Origin of the sequence: Escherichia sp. E.sYA108 (assembly GCF_011754335.1) — a bacterium.
GTDB classification, from domain to species: domain Bacteria; phylum Pseudomonadota; class Gammaproteobacteria; order Enterobacterales; family Enterobacteriaceae; genus Escherichia; species Escherichia coli.
The window spans coordinates 292005-310715 of record NZ_JAAQVZ010000001.1 but is presented as its reverse complement, the minus strand read 5'-3'; the positions used below and the strand labels follow the sequence as shown (position 1 = coordinate 310715).

20 protein-coding genes are annotated in these 18711 nt (G+C 53.2%); 4 read left to right on the top strand and 16 right to left on the bottom strand.

All coding sequences use genetic code 11. The features are described from left to right. Positions 1-39: 39 nt before the first annotated feature. Positions 40-480: a DUF2756 family protein gene (locus HBM92_RS01420; protein WP_000826132.1), complete on the top strand. Its 441-nt coding sequence runs from the start codon at positions 40-42 to the stop codon at positions 478-480. Here the strand turns inward: HBM92_RS01420 and ugpQ are convergent. The 10 genes from ugpQ to livK form a co-directional block, all read right to left on the bottom strand. Then, positions 467-1210, bottom strand: coding sequence for a glycerophosphodiester phosphodiesterase (gene ugpQ, locus HBM92_RS01415; protein ID WP_000073572.1), 744 nt, complete (start codon positions 1208-1210; stop codon positions 467-469). The two genes, HBM92_RS01420 and ugpQ, sit on opposite strands and share 14 nt — an antisense overlap. Beyond that, entirely contained in the window at positions 1207-2277 is a 1071-nt protein-coding gene (gene ugpC, locus HBM92_RS01410; protein WP_000907826.1) for a sn-glycerol 3-phosphate ABC transporter ATP binding protein UgpC, read from the bottom strand. Before ugpC ends, ugpQ begins: the two co-directional genes overlap by 4 nt. A 1-nt stretch (position 2278) precedes the next feature. Then, positions 2279-3124, bottom strand: a complete 846-nt coding sequence (gene ugpE, locus HBM92_RS01405; protein WP_000572183.1) for a sn-glycerol-3-phosphate ABC transporter permease UgpE — start codon at positions 3122-3124, stop codon at positions 2279-2281. Beyond that, on the bottom strand, positions 3121-4008 hold the full coding sequence (gene ugpA, locus HBM92_RS01400; protein ID WP_000099265.1) for a sn-glycerol-3-phosphate ABC transporter permease UgpA: 888 nt from the start codon (positions 4006-4008) through the stop codon (positions 3121-3123). The genes ugpE and ugpA overlap by 4 nt, the downstream gene beginning before the upstream one ends. A 97-nt stretch (positions 4009-4105) precedes the next feature. Then, entirely contained in the window at positions 4106-5422 is a 1317-nt protein-coding gene (ugpB, locus tag HBM92_RS01395) for a sn-glycerol-3-phosphate ABC transporter substrate-binding protein UgpB (protein ID WP_000803580.1), read from the bottom strand. 396 nt (positions 5423-5818) lie between these two features. Further along, positions 5819-6532 (bottom strand): high-affinity branched-chain amino acid ABC transporter ATP-binding protein LivF, encoded by a 714-nt coding sequence (livF, locus tag HBM92_RS01390; protein ID WP_000416895.1) that lies wholly within the window; start codon positions 6530-6532, stop codon positions 5819-5821. A 1-nt stretch (position 6533) separates the two neighbouring features. Continuing rightward, positions 6534-7301, bottom strand: a complete 768-nt coding sequence (gene livG / locus HBM92_RS01385; RefSeq protein WP_000084170.1) for a high-affinity branched-chain amino acid ABC transporter ATP-binding protein LivG — start codon at positions 7299-7301, stop codon at positions 6534-6536. After that, positions 7298-8575, bottom strand: coding sequence for a branched chain amino acid ABC transporter permease LivM (livM, locus tag HBM92_RS01380; RefSeq protein WP_000803819.1), 1278 nt, complete (start codon positions 8573-8575; stop codon positions 7298-7300). Before livM ends, livG begins: the two co-directional genes overlap by 4 nt. Continuing rightward, positions 8572-9498, bottom strand: a complete 927-nt coding sequence (livH, locus tag HBM92_RS01375) for a high-affinity branched-chain amino acid ABC transporter permease LivH (protein ID WP_001295097.1) — start codon at positions 9496-9498, stop codon at positions 8572-8574. The genes livM and livH overlap by 4 nt, the downstream gene beginning before the upstream one ends. Positions 9499-9545: 47 nt before the next feature. Continuing rightward, entirely contained in the window at positions 9546-10655 is a 1110-nt protein-coding gene (gene livK, locus HBM92_RS01370) for a high-affinity branched-chain amino acid ABC transporter substrate-binding protein LivK (RefSeq protein WP_001297972.1), read from the bottom strand. Between the two features lie 423 nt (positions 10656-11078). Between livK and panM the strand changes: the two genes are divergently transcribed. Next, on the top strand, positions 11079-11462 hold the full coding sequence (gene panM / locus HBM92_RS01365; protein ID WP_000778808.1) for an aspartate 1-decarboxylase autocleavage activator PanM: 384 nt from the start codon (positions 11079-11081) through the stop codon (positions 11460-11462). Between the two features lie 187 nt (positions 11463-11649). Here panM and livJ read toward each other — a convergent pair whose 3' ends face one another. The 5 genes from livJ to ftsY form a co-directional block, all read right to left on the bottom strand. Next, positions 11650-12753 carry a branched chain amino acid ABC transporter substrate-binding protein LivJ gene (gene livJ / locus HBM92_RS01360; protein ID WP_001021996.1) on the bottom strand — a complete coding sequence of 368 codons (1104 nt, stop codon included), beginning with the start codon at positions 12751-12753 and terminating at the stop codon, positions 11650-11652. A gap of 270 nt (positions 12754-13023) precedes the next feature. Further along, positions 13024-13878 carry an RNA polymerase sigma factor RpoH gene (rpoH, locus tag HBM92_RS01355; protein WP_000130217.1) on the bottom strand — a complete coding sequence of 285 codons (855 nt, stop codon included), beginning with the start codon at positions 13876-13878 and terminating at the stop codon, positions 13024-13026. A 244-nt stretch (positions 13879-14122) separates the two neighbouring features. After that, on the bottom strand, positions 14123-15181 hold the full coding sequence (gene ftsX, locus HBM92_RS01350; protein WP_001042003.1) for a permease-like cell division protein FtsX: 1059 nt from the start codon (positions 15179-15181) through the stop codon (positions 14123-14125). Continuing rightward, positions 15174-15842, bottom strand: coding sequence for a cell division ATP-binding protein FtsE (ftsE, locus tag HBM92_RS01345; protein WP_000617723.1), 669 nt, complete (start codon positions 15840-15842; stop codon positions 15174-15176). The genes ftsX and ftsE overlap by 8 nt, the downstream gene beginning before the upstream one ends. 2 nt (positions 15843-15844) lie before the next feature. Further along, complete coding sequence (ftsY, locus tag HBM92_RS01340) at positions 15845-17341, bottom strand: signal recognition particle-docking protein FtsY (RefSeq protein ID WP_001040647.1); 1497 nt, start codon at positions 17339-17341, stop codon at positions 15845-15847. 149 nt (positions 17342-17490) lie between these two features. Between ftsY and rsmD the strand changes: the two genes are divergently transcribed. Next, on the top strand, positions 17491-18087 hold the full coding sequence (rsmD, locus tag HBM92_RS01335; RefSeq protein WP_000743193.1) for a 16S rRNA (guanine(966)-N(2))-methyltransferase: 597 nt from the start codon (positions 17491-17493) through the stop codon (positions 18085-18087). Beyond that, positions 18077-18346, top strand: coding sequence for a DUF1145 family protein (locus tag HBM92_RS01330; protein WP_001295207.1), 270 nt, complete (start codon positions 18077-18079; stop codon positions 18344-18346). The genes rsmD and HBM92_RS01330 overlap by 11 nt, the downstream gene beginning before the upstream one ends. Before the next feature lie 2 nt (positions 18347-18348). Here HBM92_RS01330 and HBM92_RS01325 read toward each other — a convergent pair whose 3' ends face one another. Further along, positions 18349-18708 carry a DUF2500 domain-containing protein gene (locus HBM92_RS01325; protein WP_000042886.1) on the bottom strand — a complete coding sequence of 120 codons (360 nt, stop codon included), beginning with the start codon at positions 18706-18708 and terminating at the stop codon, positions 18349-18351. Between the last annotated feature and the right edge of the window lie 3 nt (positions 18709-18711).

Sequence of the window (18711 nt, the reverse complement as noted above, 5' to 3'; positions counted from 1 at the left end):
CGAGTAAACTTAAAGAATATCTTCAGAGGAGGATACGCGATGAAACGACTTCTGCTTTTGACGGCACTCCTGCCGTTTGTCGGCTTTGCACAGCCCATTAATACTCTGAACAACCCTAACCAGCCGGGATATCAGATCCCCAGCCAGCAGCGGATGCAAACTCAAATGCAGACGCAGCAAATCCAGCAAAAAGGGATGCTGAACCAGCAACTGAAAACGCAAACGCAGCTGCAACAGCAGCATTTAGAAAACCAGATAAACAATAATTCTCAGCGGGTGTTGCAGTCACAGCCGGGGGAGCGAAATCCCGCCCGGCAGCAAATGCTGCCCAACACCAACGGCGGGATGTTAAACAGCAACCGTAATCCGGATAGTTCGTTGAATCAGCAGCATATTCTGCCGGAGAGGAGAAACGGCGACATGCTGAATCAGCCCAGCACGCCGCAGCCTGACATTCCGTTGAAAACTATTGGGCCGTAAAGTTCGGACCAATCACGTCAATCGCATCGGTACAGATGCAATCCACGCCCCAGCGCAGCAACTCTGCCGCGCGCTGGGGTTTATTGACGGTATAAACCAGAATCCGTAATCCGGCGTCTTTCAACTGCATCACTCGCGCTTTATCGAGTAACTTATGATTGAGATGAAGAGAGACGCAGCCCAGCCGCGCGGTCAGTTCTCGCCAGTCGTCGCGCCACTCATCAAGCAATAAACCACGCGGCAGTTCCGGTGCCGCCAGCTGTGCGGCTTCTAAAGCATCAATCTCAAACGATGACAGCAGCGGCGGCGTCATTCCGGCCCACAGTTCGCGTGCCGCCAGCGCCACCATTTTGCCCGTTAATGGCCCGGTGCCAGTGGTGGGTTTGATTTCGATATTCGCCATCATCCCGTGTTTGCGACAACGTTCCGCCACCTGCGAAAGCAACGGCAGTGGCTCACCTTTAAACGCTTTGCTGTACCAACTGCCTGCATCCACGCGCAGTAAATCCTGCCAGTTCAGATCGCCCGCGACGCCCCAGCCGTTGCTGGTGCGTTCAAGATTGTCGTCATGGAGCAGGAAGATCTCGCCATCTTTCGATAACTTCGCGTCAAATTCGATCATCTTATGACCGTATTTTGCCCCGACGTCGATTGCTGCCAGGGTGTTCTCCGGGGCCAGTTTACCGCCGCCACGATGGGCGACGATGCGGGGATAAGGCCAGTTACTCATACTCGTTGTCCTGTTTCACCATCAAAAAGATGCAGCTGATTTTCCGGCAGATGCAGCCACAGCGTGCTGCCTGCCGTCGGGCGCTCCTGATGCGCCAGTCGCACCACCAGCTTCTGTTCGCCCCAACGTCCGTGCGCCAGGTTATCTGCACCGAGGATCTCCAGCGTGTCCATCACCAGCGGCACACCACCTTCTGCCTGCAAGCTTAGCGCTATATGTTCCGGGCGAATGCCGAGGGTCATTTTACGCCCGGCATACTGACGGTAGCCACCGTTTAGTGGCAGCGTAATACCGCCATCCAGTTCGAAATGCGTACCTTCGTTATTCACGCGGCCAGCCAGTAGGTTCATCGCCGGGCTGCCGATAAAACTCGCCACAAACAGGCTGGCGGGCTTTTCGTACACTTCAACTGGCGTGCCAATCTGTTCGGCGACGCCGCCGTTCATCACCATTACTCGCTGGGCGAGCGTCATCGCCTCAACCTGATCGTGGGTAACGTAGAGTGAAGTCGTTTTCAGGCGACGGTGCAGCTGTTGCAGTTCAAGACGCATCTGCACACGCAACTTGGCATCGAGGTTAGAGAGCGGCTCATCAAACAGGAACACTGCCGGCTCACGCACAATCGCACGCCCCATCGCCACACGCTGACGCTGACCGCCAGATAGCTCACGCGGGCGGCGCTTAAGCAGGCCGTCCAGCTCCAGAATGCGCGCCGCTTCTTTAACACGTTCGGCAATTTGTTGCTTGCCCATGCCGCGAATTTTCAGCCCCCACGCCATGTTCTCCTCTACGCTCATATGCGGATAGAGCGCGTAGTTCTGGAACACCATCGCAATCCCGCGATCTTTCGGCTCCATTTCGGTGACACGCTTGCGGTCGATCCAGATATCGCCCGTCGTTACCCGCTCCAGTCCGGCAACCATTCGCAATAACGTCGATTTCCCGCAGCCAGACGGCCCGACCATCACGATAAATTCGCCATCCGCCACATCAAGGGTCAGCGGTTTAATGACCTGGGTTTTGCCATCCCAGCTTTTGGTTACTGCCTGTAATTTCAGTCCTGCCATCTTATTTCTCACTATCGACCAGGCCGCGCACGAAGGCACGCTGCATCACTAAAACAATCACTACTGGTGGGATCAGGGTTAACAACATCGCCGCCATCACCGAGTTCCATTCCGTTGTGCCTTCGCCTGTGGCGATCATCCCTTTAATCCCTGCCACGGTGGTGCCGAGATCAACGTCGGTAATAATCAACAACGGCCACAAATACTGGTTCCAGCCGTAAATAAAGGTAATCACAAACAGCGCCGCCAGATTGGTTTTGGACAGCGGAAAAACGATGTCGCAAAAGAAACGCATTGGCGACGCGCCGTCGATCCGCGCGGCTTCCACCAGTTCATCCGGTAGGGTCATAAAGAACTGGCGAAACAGAAACGTGGCGGTCGCCGAGGCCATCAGCGGCAGCGTTAAACCTGCGTAGCTGTCGAGCATTTTCAGGTTGGCGATGACTTCCACCGTCGGGAAGATACGCACTTCAACCGGCAACATCAGGGTGATAAAAATCATCCAGAAGAAGAGGTTACGTAGCGGAAAACGAAACCAGACAATGGCAAATGCCGAGAGCATCGAGACGGTAATTTTGCCGAGCGTAATGCTGAACGCCATCACAAAGCTGTTAAGCAACATCCGCCAGAACGGCGCGCTATTCGTGCCTACCCCGTTTACCCAGATGTTGTGGATGTTTTCCAGCAGATGTGTGCCGGGGATTAGCGTCATCGGTGCGGCATAGACTTCTTGTTTATCCAGCGTCGCCGCGACAAACGCCACGTACAGCGGGAAGAGGATCACCGCGATCCCGAGGATCAGCATGGTATGGCTGAATATTGTCAGCCACGGACGGTTCTCAATCATTGGTAACGTACCTTGCTTTCAACATAGCGGAACTGCACCACCGTCAGCACGATGACGAGGAACATCAACACCACCGACTGCGCGGCAGACGAAGCCAAATCCAGTCCGGTAAAGCCTTCACGGTAAATCTTATAAATCAGCGTCGTGGTGGCCTGTACTGGCCCGCCGGACGTGGCGGCGTCGATCACCGGGAAGGTGTCGAAGAAGGCATACACCAGGTTCACCACCAGCAGGAAGAAACTCACCGGAGCGATAAGCGGCAGCGCAATCTTAAAGAAGCGGCGAATCGGCCCTGCCCCATCAATGGCTGCGGCTTCGATCAACGAACGGGGGATGGATTGCAGCGCGGCATAGAAGAACAGAAAGTTGTAGCTGATTTGCTTCCACACTGAGGCAAACACCACCAGGAACATCGCCTGACCGCTGTTTTGCGCGTGGTTCCAGTCGTAGCCGAACTCAGCGAGAAAATGGGTGATCAGCCCGCGACCAGGGTTAAACAGAAAGATCCACAATACGGCGGCAACGGCGGGAGCCACGGCATACGGCAGCAGCATCAAGGTTTGATAGAAACGACTGCCGCGCACGATGTACTCCACCAGCGCTGCGAAGAACAGCGATACCAGCAAACCGCTGACGGTGACAAAGGTGCTGAATTTTATCGTCGTCCAGAAGGCGTCGAGATAGTAGCTGTCGTGAAACAGCGTGACGAAATTATCCAGGCCGACAAACTGGCTGGAGAAACCAAACGGATCGACGCTTTGTAGCGAGTACCACAACGCTTCGCCCGCAGGCCAGATAAAAAAGATAACGGTGATGATGAGCTGCGGCGCGACCAGCAAATAAGGCAGCCAGCGCGAGCGGAACATCGGACGGGATGATGACATTACAGTTAATTCCTGAACTGTGCCGGATGCGCTTCGCTTATCCGGCCTACACGCGATGCCAGGTCAGATAAGCGAAACGCATCCGACATTACACTGATTAAGACTTCGTCGATTTCTCAAAGCGGCGCAATAACTGGTTCCCACGCTCAACGGCAGTATCCAGCGCCTGCTGTGGTGTCTTCTTACCGGTCCACACGCTCTCCAGCTCTTCATCCACAATCACGCGGATCTGCGGCATGTTGCCCAGACGCAAACCTTTGGTGAACGGCAACGGTGGCTTGTTCAGCATCTGACGCGTGGCAATATCCGCTCCTGGGTTTTTCTCGTAAAAGCCCTGCTCACGGGTCAGGTCATACGCCGCTTTAGTGATTGGCAGATAGCCGGTTTTCTGATGCCACTCGGCAGCGTTTTCTGGCTTTGCGAGGAAGTCGAGGAACTTCGCCACGCCGGTGTAGGTTTCTTTATCTTTACCCTGCATTACCCATAGACTGGCTCCGCCGATAATGGCGTTTTGCGGCGCGTCTTTCGCATCGGCGTCGTAAGGCATCATGCCTACGCCATAGTTAAATTTGGCGTACTCGCGAATGTTGGCAAGAGAACCGGAAGAGGCGGTAGTCATCGCGCAATCACCGTTATAGAACTTCTCGGTGGATTCATCCTTACGCCCAACGTAGCTGAAATCGCCCTTCTTGTTCATCTCTTCGAGCATGGCGATGTGTTTCACCTGCTCCGGCTTGTTGAACTCAAGCACCGCGTCTGTGCCGTCAAAGCCGTTGTTTTTGCTGGCAAACGGCAAACCGTTCCAGGCGCTAAAGTTTTCCAGTTGGATCCATCCCTGCCAGCCGCTGGCGTAGCCGCACTTCATACCGGAGGCTTTCAGTTTTGCGGCATAGTCCGCCAGATCCTGCCAGGTTTTCGGCGGCTGTTCCGGGTCTAATCCTGCTTTCTTGAAGGCGTCTTTGTTGTAATAGAGAACGGGAGTCGAGCTGTTGAACGGCTGGGAGAGTAAGTGGCCGGTTTTGCTGTCGGAGTAATAGCCTGAAACCGTCGGCACAAACTGCGACTCATCGAATTGAATCCCTGCCTCTTTAAATACGTCATACACCGGTTTAATGGCTTTCGACGCCATCATGGTGGCGGTGCCAACTTCATAAACCTGCAAAATAGCCGGAGCGTTGCCGGTACGAAATGCGGCAATCCCCGCGCTTAAATTCTGTTCGTAGTTGCCTTTATAGGTCGGTACAATTTTGTAATCCGGGTTTTCGGCGTTAAAACGTTGGGCCAGAGAATCCACCTCTTTACCCAGTTCCCCTTCCATAGAATGCCAGAACGGAATGGTCGTCACTGCCTGCGCATTTGCCATTAAAGCCAGTCCGAGCGCCAGTGCTGAAGCTGTATAACGTAACGGTTTCATTGATTATCTCTCTTGTTGTACCGAATGCGCGAATTCACGCGTTTTATGCTCGCGGAGTAACATGACATGCTCGAATTACAGAAAAATAACTATTTTGTTACATTTTTAAGATAGTAAGGTGTCAGAAAGATGACAAGGCGGTGACGGCGCGGGCGAGGGAAAATGGGAGATGGGGCACGGATAAGCGGAAAAATAGAAGGTCTGAATCAAACTCTACAGATTACTCATCGTTTCATGCCGGATGCGGCGTAAACGCCTTATCCGGCCTACAAGATCGTGCAAATTCAATATATTGCAACTCACCCAGTAGGCCTGATAAGCGCAGCGCATCAGGCAATTTTACATTTGTCACCTGTCTCAAAGGAGTCTTTTGACTCCTTATCAATCAACGTGTTATTACCCGCCTAAATACGCACTTCTCACCGCTTCATTCGCCAGCAGCGCGTCGCCGGTATCGGAGAGCACTACATGACCGTTTTCCAGCACGTAGCCGCGATCCGCCAGCTTTAGCGCCTGGTTGGCGTTCTGCTCGACAAGGAAGATGGTCATCCCCTGCTCGCGCAGTTGTTCGATGGTGTCGAAAATTTGCTGGATGATAATCGGTGCCAGCCCGAGCGATGGCTCATCAAGCAGTAGCAAACGCGGGTTACTCATCAAAGCGCGACCAATCGCCAGCATCTGCTGTTCACCGCCAGACATAGTGCCCGCTCGCTGAACACGGCGCTCATGCAGACGCGGAAACAGTTCATAGACCCACTTTATGCGCTCCTGGAACTGGTCGCGTTCGGCAAAAAAGCCGCCCATCGCCAGGTTCTCTTCCACCGTCATCCGCGAGAAGACACGACGCCCTTCCGGGACAATCGCTACCGCTTCGCGCATGATTTTCGCCGTCTGCCAGTCGGTAATGTCTTTATCATCAAACACAATTCGCCCGCTGGTGGCGCGCGGATCGCCGCATAACGTGCCGAGCAAGGTGGTTTTCCCCGCCCCGTTCGCGCCAATGAGGGTGACAATCTCGCCCTGATTGATATGCAGGCTCACCTCATGCAGCGCCTGGATTTTGCCGTAGTGGGCGCTGACTTTGTCAAAGGACAACATGACTTTTTCCATCTTATGCCTCACCTAAATAGGCACGGATCACATCCGGGTTATTACGGATCTGCTCCGGTGTACCGTTTGCCAGCGGCGTCCCCTGATTGACCACGTAAATTCTGTCTGAAATCCCCATCACCAGCTTCATATCATGTTCAATCAACAAGATAGTGGTGTTGTGATGGTTACGCAGTTCGGCAATCAGCTCATCCAGCTCTTTCGTCTCTTTCGGGTTAAGACCTGCTGCCGGTTCGTCGAGCATTAAAATCTCCGGCTGCGTCACCATACAGCGGGCAATCTCCAGACGACGCTGGTCACCATAGGCCAGGTTACTCGCCTGACGGTTGGCATGTTCCAACAAACCAATGCGCTCAAGCCAGGTAGCGGCGCGGTCGAGCGCTTCGCTCTGGGCGCGACGGAAAGAGGGGGTTTTCAACAGGCCGGAGAACAGCCCAGTTTTCAGTTGCTGATGCTGTGCCACCAGCAGGTTTTCAATCACCGTCATTTCACGGAACAGACGTACATGCTGGAAGGTGCGCACCACGCCCATGCGGGCAATTTGCTGCCCCGGTAAACCTTCCAGGTGCTGATCGCGCAGTAAAATGGTGCCGCCGGTGGGTTTATAGAATCCGGTCAGGCAGTTGAAGACCGTGGTTTTTCCGGCACCGTTAGGGCCGATTAACGAGACGATTTCCTGCGGGTACAGTTCAAGATTGACGTTGTTCACCGCCAGCAGGCCGCCGAAGCGCATCATCAGACCGTTAACAGATAATAATGTCTGACTCATGCCTGCTCTCCTTTCGCTGCGCCGTTCTTCAGCTTGAGTTGCGGGCGCGTCATGGGCAGCAAGCCCTGCGGACGCCAGATCATCATCAGCACCATCAAACCACCAAGCATTAACATGCTGTATTCGTTGAAATCACGCATCAACTCGCGCGATACCACCAGCAAAACAGCCGCCAGAATCACTGCAAATTGCGAGCCCATACCGCCGAGCACCACTATCGCCAGCACAAACGCCGATTCGGCAAAAGTGAAGGATTCCGGGCTGACAAAGCCCTGACGCGCAGCAAACAGCGTTCCGGCAAAACCAGCAAACGCGGCGCTGATGGTAAAGGCAGTCAGCTTGATACGACGCGGGCTTAAGCCCAGCGAACGGCAGGCGATCTCGTCTTCACGCAACGCTTCCCACGCACGGCCCAGCGGCATCCGCAGCAGGCGGTTAATGACAAACAGGCTTAACACCACCAGCAGCAACGCCACCAGGTAGAGGAAGATGACGCGATCGGAGGGATCGTATTTCAGGCCAAAGAAATTACTGAACGTGTCCCAGCCGCCTTCGCGGGCGGTACGGCTGAACTCGAGTCCGAAGAGCGTCGGTTTCGGAATCTGACTGATACCGTTCGGTCCGCCGGTAATTTCGGTGTTATTGAGCAGCAATATGCGCACAATTTCGCCGAACCCGAGGGTAACGATCGCCAGATAGTCACCGCGCAGACGCAGCACCGGAAAACCGAGCAGGAAGCCCGCCGCCGCCGCCATCAACCCGGCAATCGGCAGACAGGTCCAGAAGCCCAGACCGTAATAGTGATTGAGCAGCGCAAAAGTGTAAGCGCCGATGGCGTAAAAGCCGCCGTATCCCAGCACCAGCAGACCAGAAAGACCAACAACCACGTTCAGCCCGAGACCGAGAATAATGTAGATCATGGTCAGAGTGGCGATATCCACCGTCCCACGCGACACCATAAACGGCCACGCCACCGCAAGCACCAGCAGCGCCACGAGGAACAGTTTCTGCTTCACCGTGGAGCCATCAATCGCGGGCAGAATAAACTTCGGCCCGGAAACGCTTTTTAGCCCTTTCTGGAAAGCAGGCCGCACAAGCTGGAAGAAAAAGACCACCGCCGTGCCGATAAACACCCACTGCCAACGGATCTCTGAAGCCGTGTCGACCACCAGTTTGGTGCCATCCAGCTCCAGTTGCACGCCCATAAAGACGCCCGCCAGCACAAAGAACATAGCGGCAGAGAGCAGCGCCATTGCAATATGCATCGGTTTCATACTTTCTCTACCTCCGGGCGACCCAGAATACCGGTCGGCATCACCAGCAGCACCAGGATCAGCAGGGCGAATGAGACCACATCTTTATATTCCGTACTCAGATAGGCAGAAGAGAGCGCCTCCGCAATCCCCAGGATCAGCCCGCCAATCATCGCCCCCGGAATGCTGCCAATCCCACCGAGCACCGCAGCGGTAAAGGCTTTCATCCCGGCCATAAAGCCGATGTAAGGGTTAATTACGCCGTAGAACTGACCGAGCAGCACGCCCGCCACTGCCGCCATCGCCGCGCCAATCACAAAGGTCAGCGCAATCACCCGGTCGGTGTTGATGCCAAGCAGGCTCGCCATTTTCAGATCTTCCGCGCAGGCACGGCAGGCGCGCCCCATACGGGAATAGCGAATGAAAATCGTCAGCGCCAGCATGGCGAGGAAAGTAACAATCCATATCACCGCCTGCATGGTGGTAATAGACGCAGAGAAGTTTTCGCTATGGCCCACCACCCACTGACCGTTAAACAGGCTGGGCAGCGCCACATCGCGCGAACCTTCGGTCAGGCTGACGTAGTTTTGCAGGAAGATAGACATGCCGATTGCCGAGATGAGTGCAATCAGGCGCTTAGAGTTACGCACCGGGCGATAGGCTACCCGTTCGATACTCCAGCCGTAGGCGCTGGCAATGACGATTGCGCCGACGAATCCCGCCGCCACCAGCAACCAGCCGGTATCAATGCCCAGCATCATCAGTGCGGCGATGATCATAAAGGAGACGTAGCTGCCAATCATGTAAACCTCGCCGTGGGCGAAGTTGATCATGCCGATAATGCCGTAAACCATGGTGTAGCCGATGGCTATCAGCGCGTAGGTACTGCCCAGCGTGACGCCGTTAAACATCTGCTGCAAGAAATACAAAAACTGCTCAGACATAAGGTAACCTTTCTAAACCCGCCCGTTTTTCACGAACGGTGGGATGATCACTTGGCTGCCGTGGATGAACCGTCGGCATGCCACTGGAAGACACCAAAATCGAATCCCTTAAGATCGCCTTTTTCATCCCAGTTCAGCGGCCCAATTACGGTGTTTGCACCGTTAGCTTTTAAATCTTTCACCAGCGCCAGCGGCTCATCGCTGCCGGTACGTTCAAGGGCAGTTGCCAGAGATTGCACCGCCGCGTAGGTGATCCAGACATAGGGCCCGGACGGATCTTTCTTGTCGGCTTTCAGCGCATCAACGATGCCCTGGTTTGTCGGATCCTGGTCATAGCGTTTTGGCATGGTGACCAACATGCCTTCAGCGGCATCACCGGCAATGTTCGACAGCGACGCATTACCGACACCTTCCGGCCCCATAAACTGGGTTTTCAAGCCAACGGAACGGGCCTGGCGCAGCATCTGCCCCATTTCCGGGTAGTAACCGCCGTAGTAAACGAAGTCGATGTTTTCTTTTTTCAGGCGGGCGATCAGCGCGGAGAAATCTTTCTCTCCAGCGGTAATGCCGTCGAAGAAGACGACGTTGGCGTTAGCCGCTTTCAGCCCGTCCTGCACCGAACGTGCCAGCCCTTCGCCATACTGTTGTTTGTCGTGAATGATGGCGATGCGCTGGGGCTTCACCGTCTCAAGAATGTATTTTGCCGCCGTTGGCCCCTGGGAAGAGTCCAGCCCGGCAGTACGCATGATGTATTGATAACCGCGTTGGGTCAGCTCCGGATTGGTCGCTCCCGGCGAGATCATCAGAATACCTTCGTCTTCATAGATATCTGATGCAGGTTGGGTAGAGGAGGAACACAGATGACCAATAACATATTTAATGCCGTCGTTAACGATTTTGTTGGCGACCGCAACGGCTTGTTTCGGGTCGCAGGCGTCGTCATATTCCACGCCAACCAGTTTATCGCCCTTAATTCCCCCTTTGGCATTAATGTCTTTAATTGCCTGACGCGCGCCGTTAAATTCCATATCGCCCCACTGGGCAATCGGGCCGGACATCGCGCCGACAACGGCGACTTTAATATCGTCAGCCATAGCGGTGTGTGAAATTGTCAGTGCAATCATCCCTGCGATGATAGTTTTCGCATTCCGTTTCATAGTCAAAAATCCCCATTCGTGATGTTGTGTTGCTTTGTTTTTATGTGTTAACAAATCAGACTGTTCTTTTTTTATACTGCACTGTTTTTACCTGTCTGATTAAGGGTTTAGCGCAGTATTTTGTGATGATAGCGATTAAAATCCCTATTTTTCAGTCGATTAAGAACAGATAATATTCTGAATTTATTGATAGATAAACAGAAAAAAGCGCCGTTGTCAGCATAAAATAACGGTACAAAGGGCAGAATAATTCACTACCATTTAGGGGATTATGCTGGATATTTTTCATTCTCTAATGTTTTAACTTTGTAATTATTGCTGAAAAAAAATTAATCACCTGCCAAAAGAAATAAAAAAGAGAAAGCCTCCGATTAAATTATTTCGCTACACTGGTTCCACTTTTGTGATTTACACGGGTTCCCCATGAAGCTGACCATCATTCGATTAGAAAACTTTAGCGACCAGGACCGGATTGACCTGCAAAAGATCTGGCCGGAGTATTCCCCTTCCTCTTTACAGGTTGACGATAACTACCGTATCTACGCCGCGCGTTTTAACGAGCGCCTGCTCGCTGCCGTGCGGGTAACCTTAAGCGGCACCGAGGGGGCACTGGATTCTCTACGCGTGCGGGAAGTCACCCGACGTCGCGGTGTGGGGCAATATCTACTGGAAGAGGTTTTGCGTAACAATCCTGACGTTTCATGTTGGTGGATGGCGGATGCTGGCGTGGAAGATCGCGGCGTGATGACAGCGTTTATGCGAGCACTGGGATTTACGGCACAACAGGGTGGCTGGGAGAAGCATTAATCGTCAAGTTTGATTTCAAAAGTGATATTGCCTGATGCGCTACGCTTATCAGGCCTACAATGTGTGCTGCAATTTACTGATTTCTTTGAATCTTGTAGGCCGGATAAGGCGTTTACGCCGCATCCGGCATGAAGCAACGTACTCGATATTAGCAATTTGGCGGCAACCCAAAGTTGCCGATTAATGATTACTTCGCATCAGTCGCCGTGCCGTTGGCGTGCCAGTCAAACACACCGAACTCAAAGCCTTTCAGATCGCCTTTCTCATCCCAGGTCAGCGGCCCCATCACCGTATCAACCGAGTTCGCTTTCAGGTATTTAGCGATCTCCGCCGGATCGTCAGACTGATTCAGGCCCGCTTGCAAAGATTGCAGCGCGGCGTAGGTGGTCCAGACGAACGCGCCGCTTGGGTCCTGTTTTTTCGCTTTGATCGCGTCAACAATCGGTTTGTTCGCCGGAACCTGATCGTAGTTCTTCGGCTTGGTCACCAGCAGCCCTTCTGCTGATTCACCCGCAATGTTAGACAGCGAGACGTTAGCCACGCCTTCCGGCCCCATAAACTGGGTTTTCAGCCCTGCCGCACGTGCCTGACGCAGGATCTGCCCCATTTCCGGGTGGTAACCGCCGTAGTAAACGAAGTCGATATTCTCTTTCTTCAGACGCGCCACCAGCGTTGAGAAATCTTTTTCCCCGGCGGTAATACCATCAAAGAACACCACATTAGCATTGCCTTTCTTCAGGCCGTCCTGCACCGCACGCGCCAGACCCTCGCCGTATTGCTGTTTGTCGTGGACGATAGCAATACGCTGCGGTTTCACTTTCTCAAGAATATATTTCGCCGCCGTCGGCCCCTGGTCGGAGTCCAGGCCGGTGGTGCGCAGGATCAGCTGATAGCCACGGGCGGTCAGCTCCGGCGCGGTTGCCGCTGGGGTGATCATTAAAATGCCTTCGTCTTCGTAGATGTCAGACGCTGGCTGCGTTGATGAAGAGCAGAGGTGACCAATCACGTATTTAATGCCGTCGTTAACGACTTTGTTCGCCACCGCAACCGCCTGTTTCGGGTCACAGGCATCGTCATATTTTACGATTTGCAGTTTGTTGCCTTTGATACCACCTTTAGCATTGATATCCGCAACCGCCTGCTCTGCGCCAGTAAACTCCTGGTCACCGTACTGCGCCACCGGACCGGACATTGCGCCTACGACGGCGACTTTAATATCTTCTGCCAGAGCCATATTGCTGAATGCCAGCGCGATACATCCTGCCAGTAACGCTTTACCCTTTATGTTCATCCTGAGAATCCCCACTCTTCTGGTTATTACGTGTGTTGTGATGTTGTTGTGCAGCACTTTATTTCGTTTTATACGTAGCTACCCGTGCTTTAGCAGCATACTCTGCTAAAACATACCCCATTTTTATGATATTGGAATAGCTATTTTGACAGTTTATTAACAATCTGCGTGGGGATTGGCGTTTTGCCGGAGGGGGAATTGATTATTGTAGAGGCCCAAAAAACAAAAACCCCGGACTCTCATCCAGGGTTCTCTGCTTAATAGCGGAAATTACGCTTCAATGGCAGCGCGCAATTTTTTCATCGCGTTCTTTTCCAGCTGACGCACACGCTCAGCGGAAACACCGTAACGGTCAGCCAGTTCCTGCAACGTGGACTTGTTGTCTTCATCCAGCCAGCGCGCGCGGATGATATCCTGACTACGCTCGTCCAGACCTTGCATCGCATCGGTCAGGCGGTTTGCCGCCTGCTCTTCCCAGTTATCATCTTCAATACCGTCGGCAAAGTTAGATGATTTATCCTGCAGATAGAGCACCGGAGCCATCGGCTGGCTGTCGGAATCGTCGTCGGAAGACAGGTCAAAGGTCATGTCCTGTGCCGCCATACGTGATTCCATCTCACGTACGTCTTTGCTGGTTACGCCCAGTTCACGGGCCACCATCTCGACTTCATCCTGGTTAAACCAGCCCAGACGCTGCTTGGTTTTACGCAGGTTGAAGAACAGTTTACGTTGCGCTTTGGTGGTCGCAACTTTGACGATACGCCAGTTACGCAGAACGTATTCGTGGATCTCTGCTTTGATCCAGTGAACGGCGAAGGAGACCAGGCGCACACCCACTTCCGGGTTAAAACGGCGCACTGCTTTCATCAGGCCGATGTTACCTTCCTGAATCAAATCCGCCTGTGGCAGGCCATAGCCCGCATAATTACGAGCAATATGAACAACAAACCGCAGGTGAGACAGGATCAGCGTTTTAGCTGCTTCCAGATCGCCATGGTAATGCAGCTTTTCAGCCAGCGCCCGCTCCTCGTCAGCCGACAACATCGGCCACGCGTTAGCTGCCCGGATGTAGGAATCCAGGTTGCCAACTGGGGCTAAAGCTAAACTTTGCATTTTGTCAGTCATTCAAATCCTCTCAATCGATATCTTCTGGCGCTTCAGTGGTAGCAACAACTGTGCCAGAGCTTAAGAGCAACGAGGTTATCATTCACTGTTTTATCAGACCGTGATTTTATCCACAAGTTCAATACAACGCTGTGAATAAATTACGCACAAAATGTGACATAGAGATGAAATACCGGGAAGAGACAACGGGGTCTCTTTCCCTGCTACGGAACCCATTGCAGGGAAAGAGTATAACACGCTTTTATTATTCAGGCGTAAAGTGGCGTAAATGTTGTACCGTGGCAAGCCACGCTGCCACCCAGCCAATCATCGAGCATACCAGCAGCAATAGCAGGCATTCATCGAACGATAAACCATTGATATCAAACTTCGTTCCGAAAACCTGTGCCACTTCCGCAACCGCCGATGACAATCGCAGCACCAGAATTTCTGACAAAATTAATGACAACAATGCGCCAGAAAATCCCAGCAGTGCGCCACCGTACAGGAACGGGCGCAGGATGAAACCATCCGTCGCACCAATCAGTTTCTGCACGTTAATAGAGTCACGGCGAGCAAAGATGCTCAGACGCACACTGTTGCCGATGACGAGAAACACTGCTGCCACCATCAACACGCCGATCATCGCGGAAACGCGCCCGACCAGCCCGGTCAACGCCGCCAGGCGGGCAAACCAGCTGTCATCCATCCGCACTTCGTCAATGCCGTTAATCTGCGTGATACGATCACGCAGCGTATTCAGTGACTCCGTCCCCTGAAAATCGAGTTTCGGGATCACCACCGCCACTGCCGGAAGCGGGTTTTCTTCCAGCATATCCAGCGCACCACCAAAACCAGACCAGTTACGGAACTCGCCCAGTGCGTCTTCACGAGAAAGATAATTCACTTTCTCCACGCCTTGCTCGGCCTGCAACTGTGCCACCACGCCCGCAGCGGCGTCATCATCCAGCGTTTTTTGCAGATAAACAGTGATTTGCGGTGACGGATAATATTGCGTCGCCGCCTGGTTAACGTTTTTGTACACCATATAACAGACGCTGGGCAGCGTCAGGGAGATGGCGATAACCATCACCGTTAAAAACGTGGCGAACGGTTTGCTTTTCAGATCCTGCAATGCGCCGTGGAAGGCATAGCGTACCTGTTCGTTGAAAACGTTGGTTTTGCGATTTACCGGTTTTGGCGAGGATTTCGCGCGTTTCGGCGCGTTACGACCGCCGTCGCCAGAGCCGCCGACCGATTTACGGAAGCGATCCAGACGCCCGCCAAACTGCCGAATGTGATTGATTGCATCGCGCTTATTCATGGCCCACGCCTCCATGCAAGTGACCATCGCTCAGGGTGAGCATGCGATAGGAACGTCGCGAAATCAGGTTGATGTCGTGCGTTGCCATCAATACGGTTACTCCAACGCGGTTAAACTCTTCAAACAGACGTAAAATGCCTTCCGACAGCGCGTCGTCCAGGTTACCAGTCGGTTCGTCCGCCAGCAGTACCGCGGGCTTGTTCACCACCGCGCGGGCAATGCCAACACGCTGTTGTTCACCGCCGGAAAGCTGAATAGGGAAGTTCTTCGCTTTGTCCAGTAGCCCGACTTTATCCAGCGCCGCCGACACCCGGCGACGAATGTCATCACCGCTGGCACCGGCGATAATCAGCGGGATCGCCACGTTATCATAGACAGTACGGTCCATCAGTAGATGGTGATCCTGGAAAATCATGCCAATCTGGCGGCGCAGAAACGGAACTTCACGGTTTTTCAGACGCGTGATGTCATGGCCGCTAAACCAGATTTTCCCGGCGCTGGGCCGCTCAATCCCACAGATCAGCTTCAGGAGGGTACTTTTCCCTGCGCCGGAATGACCGGTCAGAAACGCCATCTCACCCGGCTGCATATGGAACGTAACGCCCTGCAGCGCCTGTCTCCCACCGAGATAAGCCTTGCTGACATGTTCAAAGCGAATCATTGTTAATCCTCTCGGGCAAAAAGTGCCTCTATAAAGTCGTCCGCCTTAAACGGACGCAAATCCTCAATACGTTCGCCGACACCAATGTAGCGGATAGGGATACCAAACTGGTCAGCCACCGAGAAAATTACCCCGCCTTTCGCCGTGCCGTCCAGTTTCGTTAGCGTGATGCCGGTTAAGCCAACGGCTTCGTGGAACAGTTTGGCCTGGCTTACCGCATTCTGCCCGGTGCTGGCATCAATAGTCAGCATAACTTCATGCGGAGCTTCAACGTCGAGTTTCTTCATCACGCGGACGATTTTCTTCAACTCTTCCATCAGGTGCGATTTGTTTTGCAGGCGTCCGGCGGTATCGGCAATCAGGACGTCGATGTTACGCGCTTTAGCGGCCTGAATGGCGTCGAAGATAACAGAAGCGGAATCAGCACCGGTATGCTGGGCAATCACCGGAATATTGTTGCGCTGACCCCAGACCTGAAGCTGTTCAACCGCTGCCGCACGGAAAGTATCGCCTGCCGCCAGCATCACCGATTTACCCTGCTGCTCAAACTGACGCGCCAGCTTACCAATCGTCGTGGTTTTACCCACACCGTTGACGCCCACCATCAGGATCACGAACGGCGTTTTACCTTCAACATTCAGCGGCTCATCGACTTTCGCCAGAATCTCGCCCATCTCTTCTTTCAGCAGGCCATAGAGCGCCTCGGCATCACGAAGCTGCTTGCGGGATGCGCCTTCTGTCAGATTGGTGATAATTTTACGAGTGGTTTCCACGCCCACATCGGCGATCAACAGCTGTTCTTCCAGCTCTTCAAACAGATCATCGTCGATTTTTTTACCGCGGAACAGGCTGATAAATCCGGAACCGAGATTTTCTTTGGTTTTTAACAGGCTGCGTTTCAGGCGCGCGAAGAAACCTTCTTTGGTCGGTTTTTCCTGCTCCTGAGCGATTTCTTCCACCGGCTGATCTTCTTCTGCCGGAGAAACCACCATTACCGCCTCTTCTGCCACTTCGGCAGCCAGCGCCTGTGCCTCCGGCTCTTCGTCGGTGATTTCTTCTTTAGCCGCTTCTTCTTCCGCCGCTTCGACAATCTCTACGGTTTCCGCTTCGGCCTGCCACTCTTCTGGCGAAACCGCTTCGGCGTTGACGTCTTCCGACAACGGCAGTTCTTCACGTTCGATAGCCACTGGCTCCGGCGTTTCTTCTACGACCGGTTCCGGCTGTGCAACGACTTCCGCTTCAGGCTGCGCTTTTTCACTTTCAGCAACCTGTTCAGTAACTTCCACAACGTCGGCAGCAAAAGTTTCCGCCTTGGCTTCAGTATGCGCCTGCGGCTGCTCTTCAACGGCGTGTTCAGAAGCCTTCACAGGCTCTTGCGCCTGAACGATTTCTTCTACAACTGGTTGTTCATTCTGAACTTCTGTCTCTTTTTCCGGGGTCTGCTCTTTTTGACCAAAGCCCAGCCAGGAAAAAAAGCCACGTTTTTTTTCTTTCGCCATTTGCGACTACACTCCTCGCTGTTGCTTCATGGCACAGCGTTAACGCTATGTACATAGCAGCTAAAAAAATGATGAAATAGTCTATCACTTAACTTAATTCACATCACCGCCTGCAAGTATGTGTTATCTGGCGGATTGAGCAATTTATCATGAAAAAACCGAATCATTCCGGCAGCGGCCAAATCCGCATTATTGGCGGGCAGTGGCGAGGCCGTAAACTCCCGGTTCCTGATAGTCCAGGTCTGCGCCCCACCACCGACCGCGTACGCGAAACGTTGTTTAACTGGCTGGCTCCGGTCATTGTTGACGCCCAATGTCTGGATTGCTTCGCCGGGAGCGGCGCGCTGGGGCTGGAAGCGTTATCGCGCTACGCTGCGGGGGCCACGTTGATTGAGATGGATCGTGCGGTTTCTCAGCAGTTAATTAAGAATCTGGCGACACTAAAAGCAGGCAATGCACGCGTGGTGAACAGCAACGCGATGTCATTCCTGGCGCAAAAAGGCACACCGCATAATATCGTGTTTGTCGATCCACCGTTCCGCCGTGGCTTGTTAGAAGAGACGATAAATTTACTGGAAGATAACGGCTGGCTGGCTGACGAAGCCCTGATTTATGTCGAAAGCGAAGTCGAAAACGGTCTGCCCACTGTTCCGGCAAACTGGTCATTACATCGGGAAAAAGTGGCGGGTCAGGTGGCTTATCGGCTGTATCAACGCGAAGCACAAGGAGAAAGTGATGCTGATTAATATTGGTCGTTTGTTAATGCTCTGCGTTTGGGGATTTTTAATCCTCAACCTGGTGCATCCCTTCCCACGCCCGCTGAATATTTTCGTTAACGTGGCGCTGATTTTTACCGTGCTGATGCATGGTATGCAGCTGGCGCTATTGAAATCCACTTTACCGAAAGATGGCCCGCAGATGACCACCGCCGAAAAGGTGCGGATTTTCCTTTTCGGCGTGTTTGAACTGCTGGTCTGGCAGAAGAAATTTAAAGTTAAAAAATAACCTTATTGTTCGCCTACAAAGCTGACAAAGCGCGTTCCTTTATAGCTCAGCGTACCTTTATCACCCACTGTCAGGGCGTGGTACTGCTGGGCGTCGAGGCGAAACGTCTGCTCCATTCCTCCGCTTTGCGGTTTGAAGCTTGCCTCATAGCGCATACTGGTGCCTGCCGGAGTCACTTCCTGCTGGCGCGAACGGCGATCGTTAATCGGTTTTTCCCGCTTGTTGCTCACCACCACCAGCTTTTGCTGGAGCGGTGCCATATCATTATCAGCTTTTTCCCGTCGTTGTTGCATAAAACGAAACGATGCGGCGACGATGATTAAGCCAATGATAACAATAAAGAAAAGAGGTGGTTTACTCATCTT